The sequence below is a fragment of the Streptomyces sp. NPDC051211 genome (assembly GCF_040689505.1).
Taxonomy (GTDB): Bacteria; Actinomycetota; Actinomycetes; order Streptomycetales; family Streptomycetaceae; genus Streptomyces.
This window is the reverse complement of sequence record NZ_JBFBAV010000036.1, coordinates 1-12457: the sequence shown is the minus strand read 5'-3', so window position 1 is coordinate 12457 and position 12457 is coordinate 1. Positions and strand designations below refer to the sequence as shown.

Genomic DNA, 12457 nt, shown 5'->3' with positions numbered 1-12457 from the left:
GTCAGGTACGAGTGGTGGGGGCTCGCCGGGCGAGCAGGGCCTGCACCCCCGAGGCCACTGGTGCGGCGGGCGCCGAAGGTCCTTCGGGTGCCGGCGGCTCGGCGGCGGGTGCCGCGGGCCGGGGCCGGGTTTGCTTCGGCCGGGGCTCCGGTGCGGGGGCGTCAGTGATCGCCGGGGCGGTGGCTTCGGCGGCCTGTTCGTCGGTGGGAAGGTGGATGCGGGTGTCGCCGCGGGTGGGGCGGGCTGGCCGGTAGGTGCGGCCGCGGAGCTGGCCGCGCCGGGGCGCGGCCAGCATCAGGGCGATGCTCAGGAGGGCGGCCGCGGGGTTGCGGCCGTCGATGTGGAGGTGGCGCAGCACGAACGCGACCACGGCGGGCAGGACCAGAAGGACGGCGACGTCGAGCCAGCCGTGGCCGCCCCACACCGGGCGGGTCAGGATCAGGGCGGCGACGGTGGCAACAATCCCGGCCAGCTGGGTGAGGGTGTAGGGGCCGCCGGGAAGCCGGATCCCCCGGCCGCCGTTGACGTCCCGGATCACCCCGTGGACCAGCGGCGCGCGGCGGGCCTTGGTGTAGCAGCGGCCGATCAGCTCGAAGTCCAGCTCGCCGGCATCGGCAGACGCGGTCATTCGTCGCCCCGGGGCGCCGTGGGGCCGCCCTGGTACTGGACGATGTCTTCGGTGGTCTTGTTCTTGAGCGTGGACATGTTGGCGGACAGGCCCCAGACGATCGCCGCGAAGATGACCGCCATGATCGTCGGGCCGGGTGCCTTCGTCTTCCAGCCGACAACGACGACGAAGACACCGCACAGGACGGGGATGGCCACGTCGAAGATGAGGCCTTTGATGTCGTTGCCGAGGCCGGTGCCGGTCTGGATCCAGCCCTGGGCGAGCGTGACGGATTCGAGCATGTCTGGTGCTCCTTCTACGAGGTGTGGGTGGGTGACGGGATCGGCGAGCCGGAGACAGCCGCCGCCAGGGGCGTTGAGGAGACGGCGGGGGCGCCGTCGAGGCTGGCGATCTCCCACCGGCCGGCGCGGGCCTTGAGGGTGAGGGCGTAGGTGAGTGGGAGCCGCACCCCGTCCTGGCCGGTCGCCCGGAGGGTGACGAGCAGGCGCAGGGTCGTGCCGTCGCCGGGGACCGAGACGACCGGCTCGCCGCCGGTCTCGCCCTCGACGGCGAACTGGTCCACCGCGACGCCCGAGTACGGGGCCGGGGAGGGCGCGGCCAGGCGGGTGCCCGGAGCGAGGTAGCGGTCGAGCTCTGCGCCGGCCTTCGTGAGGTAGGCGCTCAGGAAGCTGGTGACCGCCTGGGTGCGCGGGTCGGTCGGCAGCGCCGGGCGCATCGCGCCGTAGACCAGCTCCGGGGTCTTGGCCCGCGCGGGAGCGGCGACCTCGGCCGGCAGCGCAAGCGCGGTGTACGCGGTCGCTCCCCCGGCGCCGGGCGCCGTGGCAACGGGCACCTGGAAGTAGCGCACCGCGTCGGTCGCGGCAGCCCGGCCCGGGGAGGCGCCCGGTTGCGTGGACGGCGTGGCCGACGGCGTCGCGCCGGTGACGCGAGCCGCGACCGTGACCGACCAGACAGAGGTGTCGGTCTGGCGCAGCCGGACGACGGTCAGCTGCTCGCCCCGGCGCTGGCCGGAGACTCCGTCGAGCTGAAGGTTGCTGGCCGGCGGGTAGTAGGCGGCGAGCTTGGGCTCGTCGCCGCGCCCGGCGGACAGGTAGGCGGCGACGAAGAGGCTCGCGAAGCCCGCCGCGCCCTGGCCGCCGCTCGCGGCCGGTGCGGACGGGGCGGTCTTCGGCGCCGGGGCCGCGGACGTTGTGGGCACCGAGAGGTAGGCGAGCGCACCCAGCAGCGGGCCGAGCGCGATCAGGCCCCAGACGAGCCAGCGCAGCAACGCCGTGGAGTTGGCCTGGGCTCCGGTCGACCAGCCGCCGACCCATCCGGCGTCCTGCTCGGCCCCGGTCTTCTGGACGGTCGGCGGCGGGTCGGCCGGTGCGGCCGGCTTCCGGCGGCCGGTGAGGACGGGGCTCATGCCGTGCCTCCCGCCGAGCGCAGGGTGTGGCCGGCCAGCTCCGCGATCCGGTTGCGGAGTTCCGCTTCGGGCCGGCGGCTCAGCGCGGCGAGCGAGGCGAGGACGGGCTCGGCGTCCTCGTCGAGGAAAGCGCGGAGCTTCTCGTGGGTGCCGGTGTCGAAGGGGCGGGCGACGAGGGCGGCGCCGAGGTGGATGAGCAGACGCTGGGCGCGGGTGACGCGCTCCTCGTCCGCGTCCAGCGACGTCGCGGCGGCGGGTTTGGTCAAGACGCATCTCCAAAGGGGGGAGCGGACGGTGGCCGGGGCGGTGGTCCGGCTCATGCCGCGGCCTCGGGCTGGAGGGATGCTGTGAGGCGGGCCAGGGCCCGCGAGCGCCGGCGCTGCCAGGCGCCGGCCGTGGTCCCGGCGCGGGCGGCGGCCTCGGCGTCCGGGATGCCGTCGCTGACGTGGTGCCAGGCCAGCGCCTGCGCGTCCGCGGTCGACAGCGCGCCGTCGCGCACCGCGTCCAGGAGGAGCTCCAGGAGCTCCAGCCGGGCCGGGGCGGTCGCGGCGTCGTCGGCCGGGCCCGCGTGGAGGCCCGCTTCCGCGGCGGCCGCACGAACGGTCCGGGCGCGGGCGATCTCGTACGGGCCCGGCGCCCGGTCGGCGATCTGCTCCGCGGCCGCGAGGTCCTCCCCCGCCGGGCTCTGCTCGGCGGCGAGCTCGGCCAGGACCTGGCGCAGGGTGTCGAGCGCCAGGTTGGCGGCGGGCCGGCCGGGGCGGCCGTGGATGCGGCCGGAGCGGGCGACTTCGTAGAGGGCGGTCACGGTCACGTGACCGACGGCGTCACGGGTGCGGCCGCCGGTCGTACGGACCTGTCCGCGGGTGATGCGGAAGACGGCGGGGAGCATCGCCTGGACGATGACGCGGCCGGCGAGGACGGCCGATCGGTCACGCCCGGCGGCACGCTTCAGGAGGGTGCGCAGGACGGCGTCGGTCAGCGCATCGGTCACACCGTCGGCCGTCGGGCGGAGCGCGGCGAGGAGCTGGTCGGGCGTCAGGGAGCCGGCCCAGGAATCGGTCACGGCCGCGATGTCGTCGCCGAGGTGGCCATCGGTCACCCAGTCGGTCACCGCCTGGCGGAGGGCGGGGTCCGCGCACAGCGCGGCCCAGTCGGCGTCCAGCCGGTCGAAGTACCCGCCGCCGGCGGCGGGGTGCGAAGCGTCGTGCACGGCACGTCTCCTTTCGGATCTCGTGCCGTACACACTCCTCAGACCGGCTTGCCCGAAGGCTTGCCCGCAGCCCTAAAAGCGCAGATCGGAGGCTTGCCCTCTACCTGGGCAAGCCTCCCGTGACCGATTGGGCAAGCCTGGTGGGGGGTTGGACAAGCCCCCTCGTGACCGGTCCATGCAACTCTGGGCAAGCCTCCCTGGGGGGTGGGCAAGCCTCGGGATTGTGAGGCGAGGCTTGCCCAGGAGGCGGGCGCGAGGGCGTGGCGGATGGGTGACCGATCGCCGCGGACCGGTCATGACCGGTGACCGATGGGGCCCGGATCGGTCACCGGTCACCGGGCCCGGCATCGGTCACGGGCGGGTCCGGTCATCGGTCACGGGCCCGGTCACGGGCGGGTCCCGTCATCGGTCACGGGCCCGGTCACGGGATCGGTCACGCGCCGATCGGTCACGTCCGGACGGCTGCCCGGGCCGGTCGGTGACGGTGGCTGGCGACCGGTCACCGAGCCCTAACCGGAACGTCGGTCAGCTGCTGCCGACGGAGCGGAGGTGCGCCCGGCCCTGCTGCCGGCGCTGCTCCTCCAGGTACTTCTGGGCATCGAGCACGCGACGCTGACCCGTCTTGGGTGAGACCTCCAGGCGCCGGGCAACCTCAGCTCCCGACAGCCGCTTCCCGGTCTCTTCGGCCTCCATCAGCCAGGAGGCCACCAGCTCGATCTCGCGCTGAATCGGGTCCGCCTCGGCCGGCTCCTCGTCGGTCTGCTGCCGCGGCACCCGGGCGGTCGCCTCACCGGACGCGGTCACCTCGGCCACCCAGTCCTGTCCTTCCGCTCCTGCCGACGCCGCGAGGACGGGCTGCTCGAAGGAACGGCCCGCGGGTACGGCCGGGCCGGCATCGGTCACGGAGGCTGTCGGCGTGGGTACCGCTCCGGCGGGCAGTCGTGCAGGCTCGACAGACAGTTCCGACAGGCTGCGGAGGGCGCCCTCTTCCCCGAAGAAGGGGTGCGGCTCCCCCGCGCCGGCCGGTTGCTCCTCGTACGCCGGCGCCGGGGCAGCCGGCGCCTCGGTCACCGGCTCCTCGACCGCCGGGACGGAGGCCGCGTGCACGGCCGCTCCGAGCTCCGACGCCCGGAGCTCGGCGAGCACCGGCTCCAGCAGGGCGTCGGGCAGGAGGCCGCCAGTGTCCTGGTCGGTCAGGCCGTAGTCCCGCGCGAGGTACGCCGCGAACTGCTCCGCGGACGGGACCGCGCCGTACTGCGCGATGAAGTCACGCGCAGCCTGGGCCAGGTCGACGAGGACGGGCTGGGGCGTCCCGTCCCGGGCGTCGGGAGGTGCTGCCGCGGGCTCGGCCGATGATTCCGTTTCTCGGGCAGCGGCGTTCCCAGCCGGGGGCTCGGCGGCCGGGAGCAGTGCGGGAACATCGGGCGAGGCGGCCAGCTCCGGCTCTGCCGCCGGCTCAACCGCGGGCTCAGGTACGGATGCGGGCTCGGGGCGGGAGAGCAGGACCGGACTCAGGCCGGCTGCGGTCAGTCCTGCGGAGGCGGTCTGCGCGAGCGGCACGCCGATGCGGGCCAGGCGCAGCGGCATCAGGGCCTCTACAGGGGCCTTGCGGCGCCACGCCCGCCCGTACCGGGCCTGGAGCCGGGCCTGGTAGATCAGCCGGTCCTGCTCCATCCCGACGGCCTGCTCGTACGACCGCAGCTCCCAGAGCTTCATCCGGCGCCACAGCTTGAACGTGGGCACCGGAGACAGGAGCCAGCGGGTGATGCGGACGCCCTCCATGTGCCGGTCGGCCGTGATGTCCGCGATCCGGCCCACCGCGTGCCGGGCCGCCTCCACTGTGACCACGAAGAGGACCGGGATGACGGCGTGCATGCCGACGCCGAGCGGGTCGGGCCAGGCAGCCGCACCGTTGAACGCGATCGTCGCCGCGGTCAGCAGCCACGCGGTCTGACGCAGGAGGGGGAACGGGATCCGGATCCAGGTCAGCAGGAGGTCGAGCGCCAGGAGCACGCAGATGCCGGCGTCGATGCCGATCGGGAACACCAGGGAGAAGTCGCCGAAGCCCTTCTTGACGGCGAGCGCGCGGACTGCGGCGTAGGAACCGGCGAAGCCGATGCCGGCGATGACGACGGCGCCGGCGACCACCACACCAATCAGAATCCGGTGCGTTCTCGTCAGCTGCAGTTGAGCCACGTGCTCTCTTCCCATCTCTGACCGGTCCAGTTGATCAGCCTGTCACCAGGCCGTGGCTGCTGTCAGCCCTCTTTCGAGCCCCGTCATCGTGTAGGTGCCCTTTGAAGCGGCTGGACCTGAAGTGACATCAAGTGCGAATCGGAAAAACTCGTCAGCGAGTGGCGAGCTTGAACCAGCAGTCTAGGTCAGTAAGGTATCCGCATGACCGCTACGAATGACCCGCCCTCCAGGGAGAAGGTAGCCATCAAGCTGCCGCCTTCACTGCGGCAGAAGATCAAGGTCCGCGCTGCCCAACTCGGCCTGGACATGCAGGACGCCGTCACGGAGGCCATCCAGGCATGGATGGCAGACGGCGCCGAACACCCGCTGGTCGAGACGAGTGGAGCCGCGAACTTCACGACGCACCTTCCGAAGGGCATGAACGAGGAGTTCAGGAAGGTGGCCAAGAGCCGTAAGTCGGCTCTCAACCAGGCGCTGGCGCAGGCGCTCACCGAGTGGCTGCGGGACCGGCCCGCCTCCCACAAGCAGCGTGAGGCCACCGGCCCGGTCAGGTTCGTTGTCTGCAACCAGAAGGGCGGAGTCGGGAAAACGGCCATCTCAGCGGGACTCGCCGAAGGCATCGCGGAGCGCGACGCCCGGGTTCTCCTCGTCGACTTCGACCCGCAGTGCCACCTGACCCAGCAGCTCGGCCACAAGCCGCTCGGGATCGACGATCCGAGCTTGGCCAAGCGCATGCTCGGGGAGGAGAAGAAGGTCGACCTTCGCAGCCTCGTTGTGCCGGTGGAGTCGGAGCAGTTCTTCGGTGACCGGCTGCACCTGCTGCCGGGCTCGACCTACGCGTTCCTGCTGGATGCCAAACTCGCCACCGCACCGGGCCTGCGCGTCCGTGAATCCGCGCTGGAGCGAGAACTCCTGGCCCTGGAGGAGGACTACGACTACATCATCGTGGACTGTCCGCCGAGCTTGGGCTACACGATGGACAACGCGCTCTACTACGGACGTACCCGCGAGGGGGAGGATCCTGACTCTTCAGGCATCGTCATCGTCGTCCAGGCCGAAGACTCCTCTGCGGATGCCTATGAGCTCCTCATGGCCCAGATCTCCGCTCTCGCCGGCGACATGAACCTTCCGCTCGCGCTCCTGGGCATCGTCGTCAACCTCTACGACAGTCGGCGCGGCTACATCGCGACTTCCTCGCTCCAGGGATGGCGAGACCTCGGCACTCCCCCAGTGCTTGGAGTCATCCCGGACCTGAAGGAACAGCGCGAAGCCGTCCGCGTCAAGCAGCCGCTGCTCCAGTACGCCCCCGAATCCGAACAGGCCAGCAGCATGCGGGAGCTCACCAGGAGGCTCGTCGGATGAGCAAGGCAGACAAGCTGGGAGGCGGAGCCAGCTTCCAGAGGGCGTCCGCCCTCCAGGTCGGACCCGCCCTGAGCGACCGCGGACGAGCCAAGGCAGTGGCGGAGGGACGCATCCCGTCCTACACCATCGTCAAGATCCCTCTTGCACAGGTGTCCTCCACGCCCCTCAACCCGCGCCGGAACTTCGGCACTCCGGAAGAGCTGACCCGCTTCGGCGAGGAGCTTCGGCTGGCACAGCTCGCAGCCTGCGTCGTCGTGACCCGCACGGCATACCTGACGCTCTGGCCCGATCACGAAGCAAAGATCGGTGACGCCGAATACGTCCTCGTTAACGGGGAACGCCGATTCCGCAGCGCCAAGCACGTAGAGCTGCCCGCCCTCGACTTCGTCGTCCGAGACGAGTTCGCCGACAGCCGCGAGGAGTTCCTCAACAAGCTACTCAAGGAGAACCTCGACCGAACCGACTTCGACCCCGTTGAGAGGGCGACCGGCGTCCAGCAGCTGGTCGAAGTGTGCGCCGAGAACGACACAGGGTACGGAGCCCAGGCCAGGGCCGCAGAACAGCTCGGCAAGTCGCGAGCATGGATCACTAACCAGCTTGGCCTGCTCGCGCTGCCGGCCGAGATCCGTGCCTCGGTCAGCGCCGGGGAGACTTCGGGCAGGGACGCGGTCTGGATGTCTCGGCGCCTCAAGGACTTCCCCACTCCCCCTTCCGCTGAGAAGCTCTTCCAGCTCCTCGCAGCACACAAGGCAGAGGAAGCCAGCGCCAAGGCCCAGAAGAAGGCGATCTTGGATGCTGCCGCCTCCGACTTGTTGACCGCGGTTAACAACTCCGCAGCCGAGGCAGAGGGGTCCCAGTCCCATCAAGAGCCCGGCGAGTTGTTGACCGCGGTTAACAACCCTCCGGCTCGGGTTAAGGTGCCGGCGCCCAAAGCCGATGTCCGGAGCGCCCCCCTCTCCGGGAGTGCAGAAGTGTTGACCGCGGTTAACAACTCCGCAGCCGAGGCAGAGGGGTCCCAGTCCCATCAAGAGCCCGGCGAGTTGTTGACCGCGGTTAACAACCCCGACGGTCAGGCAAGCACGTCACTGCCTCACCCGATCAACGAATCCGCGCTGAGCCTGCGCCAGCACCTTGGCGGCACGCCGAGGGAGCAAGCCGACAGCATCGTCCAGGCACTCTCCGCCGAGGAGCTTGTGGCACTGGTGGAGGAGCTGTGTACCAGGATCTGAACCCCAGATAGGACAGGAAGCCGGGCCGCCCAAGCGGTCCGGCTTCCCGCTTTCGGATCGGCCGCGCGGGGCGCGAGAGCGTGCCCGCAACGGTGAAGGCCGCCTACTTCTTCTCGGCGGCTCAGTCGTTTCATTCCGCGCTGCCCGCCTTGGCGGGGCGGCCGCCGCCGCGGCCGGGCGTAGTGGCTGCCTCCTCCACCGGCCAGCCGCCTTTGACCCGATTGGACAGGGTCGGGTAGGAGACCACGCACTCGGGCAGGCTGGCGATCTGGGAGAGCGTGAATTCCCCTCCGAAAGCCGCGTACTTGACTGCCTTACGTCCTGTACGCCGGGCGGGTGCCGGCGGGCTTTCGTTCAGAGCCTCAGTGTCCTGCGGGTCGGGGTCGGTGAGGTCCACGAGGCCGCCGCGCTTGATCACGTCTGCCAGCGTGGCCTGGGTCAGTACGTGCTTGTGCGGTAGCCGATTTGCCTGGCTGAGGGCTTCGGCCGTCAGGGCCCGGGCCCACTCCTCACCTGCGCCGTCCGGGTCGGTCTCGGTGTCGGTCACCATGGCCTCCCAGTCGTCCGTGAGGCGGGACAGGCTGATCTGGGGGGCGATCTGCACCGGTGACCGGTCCATGATCCCGCTGGCGTACGACACCAACTTTCGCAGCATCAGGTCCGCCGTGTGGGCGCGCGCGGCAAGCAGCGCCCGTTGTTGGGGATCGGCGAGCTGGCCTGCGCTGCCCAACTGGACCTGCTGGACCTCGATGAACCCCATCACGCTGCGGTAGCGGTCCTTGTGGACGGTCTGCACGAGCGTGGCGTGGAGGCGGCTGTCACTCGGGATCAGGCCTCGCTCGGCCGCTGCGATGGTATGGGCGAGTCCCGGGCAGGTCTCGGGCCGAGCGTCCAGGAGCAGCGCCGGCGCCCAGGGCCGGGCCGCGTTCTGCGCGTCAAGGACGTTCAGGGGTACCAATTTGCTGGTCTTGGAGCTGGTGGTCCAGGCCGTCATCGGATCCACCGGCGCCAGGGCGCCCCCGACCTTCTCCGACCGGTCCCCGTCGTAGATGGCGACCTGGGACACCAGCCCGTCTTCGTCGGGGAAGAGTCGCACACGTCGGGTGGGCAGGGTCCAGTAGTCCATCGGACCCGCCACCGAGCGGATCTCCATGAACGGCGAGCCGGGCGGCCGCTCCCAGACCGGGGTGTCGCCGTCCGTACGGGCGCCGGGCGGGCAGTTCAGCAGGATCTGCTGGAGCAGGGGAAGCCCGCTGGCCGTGATGCTCATGTGGGTGAGCGCCGCGATGCTGCCGACCCTGCCGCCGTAGAGAAGGTTGCCCCGGGCGGCCGGATCTCCGGGGGCTGCGGCGCGGACGCCGGCCGTGTCGAAGGCCATCAGCTCCAGGAGCGCGCGGGCGGCTTCTTTCGGGTGCATCGGCGGGTGTTCGCCCGTGCCGCGGTTCAGGCGGCTGTCGAAGAAGGCCGCTCCGCCCGCTGCGCGTTGGGCCAGGTTCAGGGTGCCGACCGGGCCGTTGGGCACGGTGAGGCCGGCGCACTGGAGGAAGGGCGTCTCGGGGTGGAAGAGGTCGAAGCGCTGCTCGTACTGCTGGAGGTAGACGGAGATTTGCTCGACGGGTACGGGTGCGGTGAAGGCCGCGTCCCACTCGGCGGTGGTCCGCGGTCCGGCCGCTGCCGTGTAGGCGGCCGCCAGGAGCCGGAACACGGCCGCATCCCCAGGGGCGACGCCGCCGACCCAGACCTGGTCGGCTCGGGTCAGGGCCTCGAACAGGCCGACCTCACGGTGCTGGCCGGCGTCGTCGTAGACGGAGATCCACGGCTCGTGGAGAAGAGAGAAGGAGGGGCGCGTCATCTGGGGTTCCTTAACGGTCGCGGCAGGATCGGGATACGTCACGGCCCCTACCTCCGGCGTGCTGCGGAAGCGGGGGCCATGTGGTGTCGGTCCCGTCGTCTACGCGTCCAGCTCCTCGTCGGTGTCCACCATGCCCGCGATGGTCTCCTCCCAAGAGTCGGCGAACGTCTCGAGGTGGTGGGCCAGCGCGAGGCGGTCCTCGTCGTCCAGGCCTGCGGCCGTCACTCGGGCGTCGTTGTCGCTTAGGAGGAGCCCCTCCAGAAGATCCGACCGGGACTCGACGACCCAGTCGCCGCCGACGTTGGCGGTGGCGCCGATCTTCAGCGTGCCGCCCTCGGGGTCAAAGTAGACCACCGCGTCGGTGGCGGGGGAGTCGATGAGCTCCAGCAGGACGGACGCGGTGACCTTGGGCAGGGTGTGCAAGTCCATGACTCAACCTCCGTGGCAGGGCAACGAGTTGCTTCCTCGTGTTCCACCGTAGCGAGTTTTAAGAAGTCAGGCAACAGGCATCAGGCAATTCTTAAAACTCCTTCCCTGGGCCGCCTCGTCCACTGGGATGCCGGATGGTGGCGCTGCGCTGCTGACAGACGGGGAAGGAGCTCCCGCAAAACAGACGAGCCGGTGGCCCCTCGTTCAGGAGGCCGCGAGCCGCCAGGTGCAGCTGCTGACTGCTGGTCAACTTCACCGCTGGCTTGGTCCGGACGCACACAGCGGTCGATCAGGGCTGAAGCCGACGCCCACTTCGCGATGACGGGAAGGTGCGCCGCGGCGCCGGCAGGTCGGCCAGGATCTCCCACAATGGCAACGTGCCGCTGGCCCACGCGTTGAGGGTGGCCCGGTCTACCAGGTGCAGCCGCTGGCTTCGCGCGAACTTCACTGCGGGCGCGGTGATCCTGCCGTTGGTGACGAGAACGACGACGTCGCCGCCGTGGACGGGGCGGCCCGTTCCGTTGAGGACGTGAAGGTCCGGCGTGCCGACTGCGGCCCCGGCCGCGCCGTCGCGGCGATGCTTGCACTGGATGACCCAGCGGCGGCCTGCCGGGTCGGTCCCCTTGACGTCGGCGCCGTTATCGCCGGCGCCGCCCACCCGGACAGCGTCGTGGGCCCCGTCGCGGCGCATCAAGTCCCGTACGGCTTCCTCGAATTCACTGTGATGAAGGCCGTCCAGGAAGCGGATGTCCCAGCCGTCCGGTCGCCGGCGCCGGGCGGCCCACGCGAAGACGCCACGCCGCGCGGCCTTCACGAGTAGCAGCATCAGCGCTCCGGTGGCCAGGACCACGACGGCAACGGCGGCGATGTCGGAGCCGTGGAGCTGAAGCCACTGCCGGGCCTGCGGAACAAGGACGGACGCGAGCGCGGCGGCCACCAGGAGGCCGGCGGTATCGACGCCGGGCCCTCCTCTGCGACGGCGCACGGGTCGACGTCCTCGTCCTGGCCGTCGTCGAGCAGGGGTGCGGGTCGGGTTTCGACGTCCGGACATGGAGGCGCCTTCCTGAAGCAGGTCGTGGCGCTCACCGACCCGCGGACAGCTGGCGGGTGGGCGGCCGCGTCCCACCGGATGGTGGGAATCTCCACCCACCTTCCTCAGGGCGGCTTGCCCAAAGGCTTGCCCAGTCCCCGAAGCGGCGAGAGAGGAGGCTTGCCCACCGGAGGAGTCCGTGGTGCACGTGCCCGCCTCGACGCGCGCAGCCCGCGCCACTGCGGCCGCGTCCCCGCCCGGGTCCCCCATTTCCAGTAGCCGGAGGGCGACTCGGCAGCCGAAAAGGCCACCAGTGGCCGTCTGCGGGCCTGCCAGGTGATCACAGGTCGATCCATACCGGGTGCGCCGAGTTCGTCGACTGGAGGGCCCATTCTTGGCGTCGCTTTTCAGTGATTGTGCGCGAATTGCCAGGTTGAACCCTTCGGTGGTGCGCGCATAGCCGGGCTCCCCAATTGGGGAGCCCGAACCGAGACTGGGCGATCTCCCCGATCGGGGAGATCGCCCACTCTCTACGCCCGCGCGTGACGGGCCGGGCGCTGCTCGTCTCTACGACCAGCGCATGTCCAGGGCTGACAGCTCCTCGATCCGCTGGACCGACAGCTTCCCGGCCTTGGCCCGCTGCTGGCTGATCCAGGCTCCGAGCCGCACGGCTTCGCCGTCGACCTCCTCGGTGTGGCTGCGCGGTACGTCGAGGTTCCCGACCCGGGCGCGGTACTGGGCGGCCGCCCTCAGGTTGTGCGCCCACATCTCCTCCCGGGTCCGCTTGGCGGGCGCGGGAGCTGGCGTGACGCCGAGCGAGGCAAGCATCGCCTGCTGCTCCCCCGTCAGCTCCCCGAATCCCTGGCGCTGCGCGGCGGCCCAGCGGCCGAGGTCCTCGCCGTCCTCGACGAGGACGCCGGGCCCGTCCGGGAGCGTGCCCCCGGCGTCCACGTGTCGGTGGGCGAGACGGTGATGGGGATTCTTGAAAACGACCAGTGTCGCTCTTCGCCTCAGTTCGTTGCTGCTTGAACGGTGTGAGGACGATGGGGAGCGGAGAGCATGGGCGGGGGTGCGGACCTGTTCTTCATCACGGGGGCGGACGCCCTGGCGCAGATC

The 12457-nt window shown here is 70.9% G+C and carries 12 protein-coding genes; 2 read left to right on the top strand and 10 right to left on the bottom strand.

Going from position 1 to position 12457, the window contains the following annotated elements:
- Window position 1: 1 nt before the first annotated feature.
- The 6 genes from AB0447_RS27595 to AB0447_RS27570 all read right to left on the bottom strand — a co-directional run bounded on the left by AB0447_RS27595 (window position 2) and on the right by AB0447_RS27570 (window position 5439).
- Window positions 2–628 carry a hypothetical protein gene (locus AB0447_RS27595; protein ID WP_366479516.1) on the bottom strand — a complete coding sequence of 209 codons (627 nt, stop codon included), beginning with the start codon at window positions 626–628 and terminating at the stop codon, window positions 2–4.
- Window positions 625–909, bottom strand: a complete 285-nt coding sequence (locus AB0447_RS27590; protein WP_366479515.1) for a hypothetical protein — start codon at window positions 907–909, stop codon at window positions 625–627. Before AB0447_RS27590 ends, AB0447_RS27595 begins: the two co-directional genes overlap by 4 nt.
- 14 nt (window positions 910–923) lie before the next feature.
- Window positions 924–2033 carry a conjugal transfer protein gene (locus tag AB0447_RS27585; RefSeq protein ID WP_366479514.1) on the bottom strand — a complete coding sequence of 370 codons (1110 nt, stop codon included), beginning with the start codon at window positions 2031–2033 and terminating at the stop codon, window positions 924–926.
- On the bottom strand, window positions 2030–2299 hold the full coding sequence (locus AB0447_RS27580) for a hypothetical protein (RefSeq protein WP_366479513.1): 270 nt from the start codon (window positions 2297–2299) through the stop codon (window positions 2030–2032). The genes AB0447_RS27585 and AB0447_RS27580 overlap by 4 nt, the downstream gene beginning before the upstream one ends.
- A 50-nt stretch (window positions 2300–2349) precedes the next feature.
- The gene (locus AB0447_RS27575; protein ID WP_366479512.1) at window positions 2350–3243 is read right to left on the bottom strand and encodes a hypothetical protein; all 894 of its coding nucleotides are present in this window, start codon (window positions 3241–3243) and stop codon (window positions 2350–2352) included.
- A 525-nt stretch (window positions 3244–3768) separates the two neighbouring features.
- The gene (locus tag AB0447_RS27570; RefSeq protein WP_366479511.1) at window positions 3769–5439 is read right to left on the bottom strand and encodes a DUF2637 domain-containing protein; all 1671 of its coding nucleotides are present in this window, start codon (window positions 5437–5439) and stop codon (window positions 3769–3771) included.
- 201 nt (window positions 5440–5640) lie between these two features.
- On the opposite strand from AB0447_RS27570, the gene AB0447_RS27565 reads away from it, so the two are divergent.
- Both AB0447_RS27565 and AB0447_RS27560 read left to right on the top strand, forming a co-directional pair.
- Entirely contained in the window at window positions 5641–6801 is a 1161-nt protein-coding gene (locus AB0447_RS27565) for a ParA family protein (protein WP_366479510.1), read from the top strand.
- Entirely contained in the window at window positions 6798–8030 is a 1233-nt protein-coding gene (locus tag AB0447_RS27560) for a ParB/RepB/Spo0J family partition protein (RefSeq protein ID WP_366479509.1), read from the top strand. Before AB0447_RS27565 ends, AB0447_RS27560 begins: the two co-directional genes overlap by 4 nt.
- 130 nt (window positions 8031–8160) lie before the next feature.
- On the opposite strand, the gene casA is transcribed toward AB0447_RS27560, so the two are convergent.
- The 4 genes from casA to AB0447_RS27540 form a co-directional block, all read right to left on the bottom strand.
- Window positions 8161–9882 (bottom strand): type I-E CRISPR-associated protein Cse1/CasA, encoded by a 1722-nt coding sequence (gene casA / locus AB0447_RS27555; RefSeq protein ID WP_366479508.1) that lies wholly within the window; start codon window positions 9880–9882, stop codon window positions 8161–8163.
- 99 nt (window positions 9883–9981) lie between these two features.
- Complete coding sequence (locus AB0447_RS27550) at window positions 9982–10311, bottom strand: hypothetical protein (RefSeq protein ID WP_366479507.1); 330 nt, start codon at window positions 10309–10311, stop codon at window positions 9982–9984.
- 289 nt (window positions 10312–10600) lie between these two features.
- The gene (locus AB0447_RS27545; protein ID WP_366479506.1) at window positions 10601–11296 is read right to left on the bottom strand and encodes a restriction endonuclease; all 696 of its coding nucleotides are present in this window, start codon (window positions 11294–11296) and stop codon (window positions 10601–10603) included.
- A gap of 612 nt (window positions 11297–11908) precedes the next feature.
- Complete coding sequence (locus AB0447_RS27540; protein WP_366479505.1) at window positions 11909–12292, bottom strand: helicase associated domain-containing protein; 384 nt, start codon at window positions 12290–12292, stop codon at window positions 11909–11911.
- Window positions 12293–12457 lie beyond the last annotated feature (165 nt).

What these genes read in the sequence shown, in the direction of transcription:
- AB0447_RS27595 (WP_366479516.1), bottom strand. Translation starts at nt 628, where the DNA reads ATGACCGCGTCTGCCGATGCCGGCGAGCTGGACTTCGAGCTGATCGGC.
- AB0447_RS27590 (WP_366479515.1), bottom strand. Translation starts at nt 909, where the DNA reads ATGCTCGAATCCGTCACGCTCGCCCAGGGCTGGATCCAGACCGGCACC.
- AB0447_RS27585 (WP_366479514.1), bottom strand. Translation starts at nt 2,033, where the DNA reads ATGAGCCCCGTCCTCACCGGCCGCCGGAAGCCGGCCGCACCGGCCGAC.
- AB0447_RS27565 (WP_366479510.1), top strand. Translation starts at nt 5,641, where the DNA reads ATGACCGCTACGAATGACCCGCCCTCCAGGGAGAAGGTAGCCATCAAG.
- AB0447_RS27560 (WP_366479509.1), top strand. Translation starts at nt 6,798, where the DNA reads ATGAGCAAGGCAGACAAGCTGGGAGGCGGAGCCAGCTTCCAGAGGGCG.
- casA (WP_366479508.1), bottom strand. Translation starts at nt 9,882, where the DNA reads ATGACGCGCCCCTCCTTCTCTCTTCTCCACGAGCCGTGGATCTCCGTC.
- AB0447_RS27550 (WP_366479507.1), bottom strand. Translation starts at nt 10,311, where the DNA reads ATGGACTTGCACACCCTGCCCAAGGTCACCGCGTCCGTCCTGCTGGAG.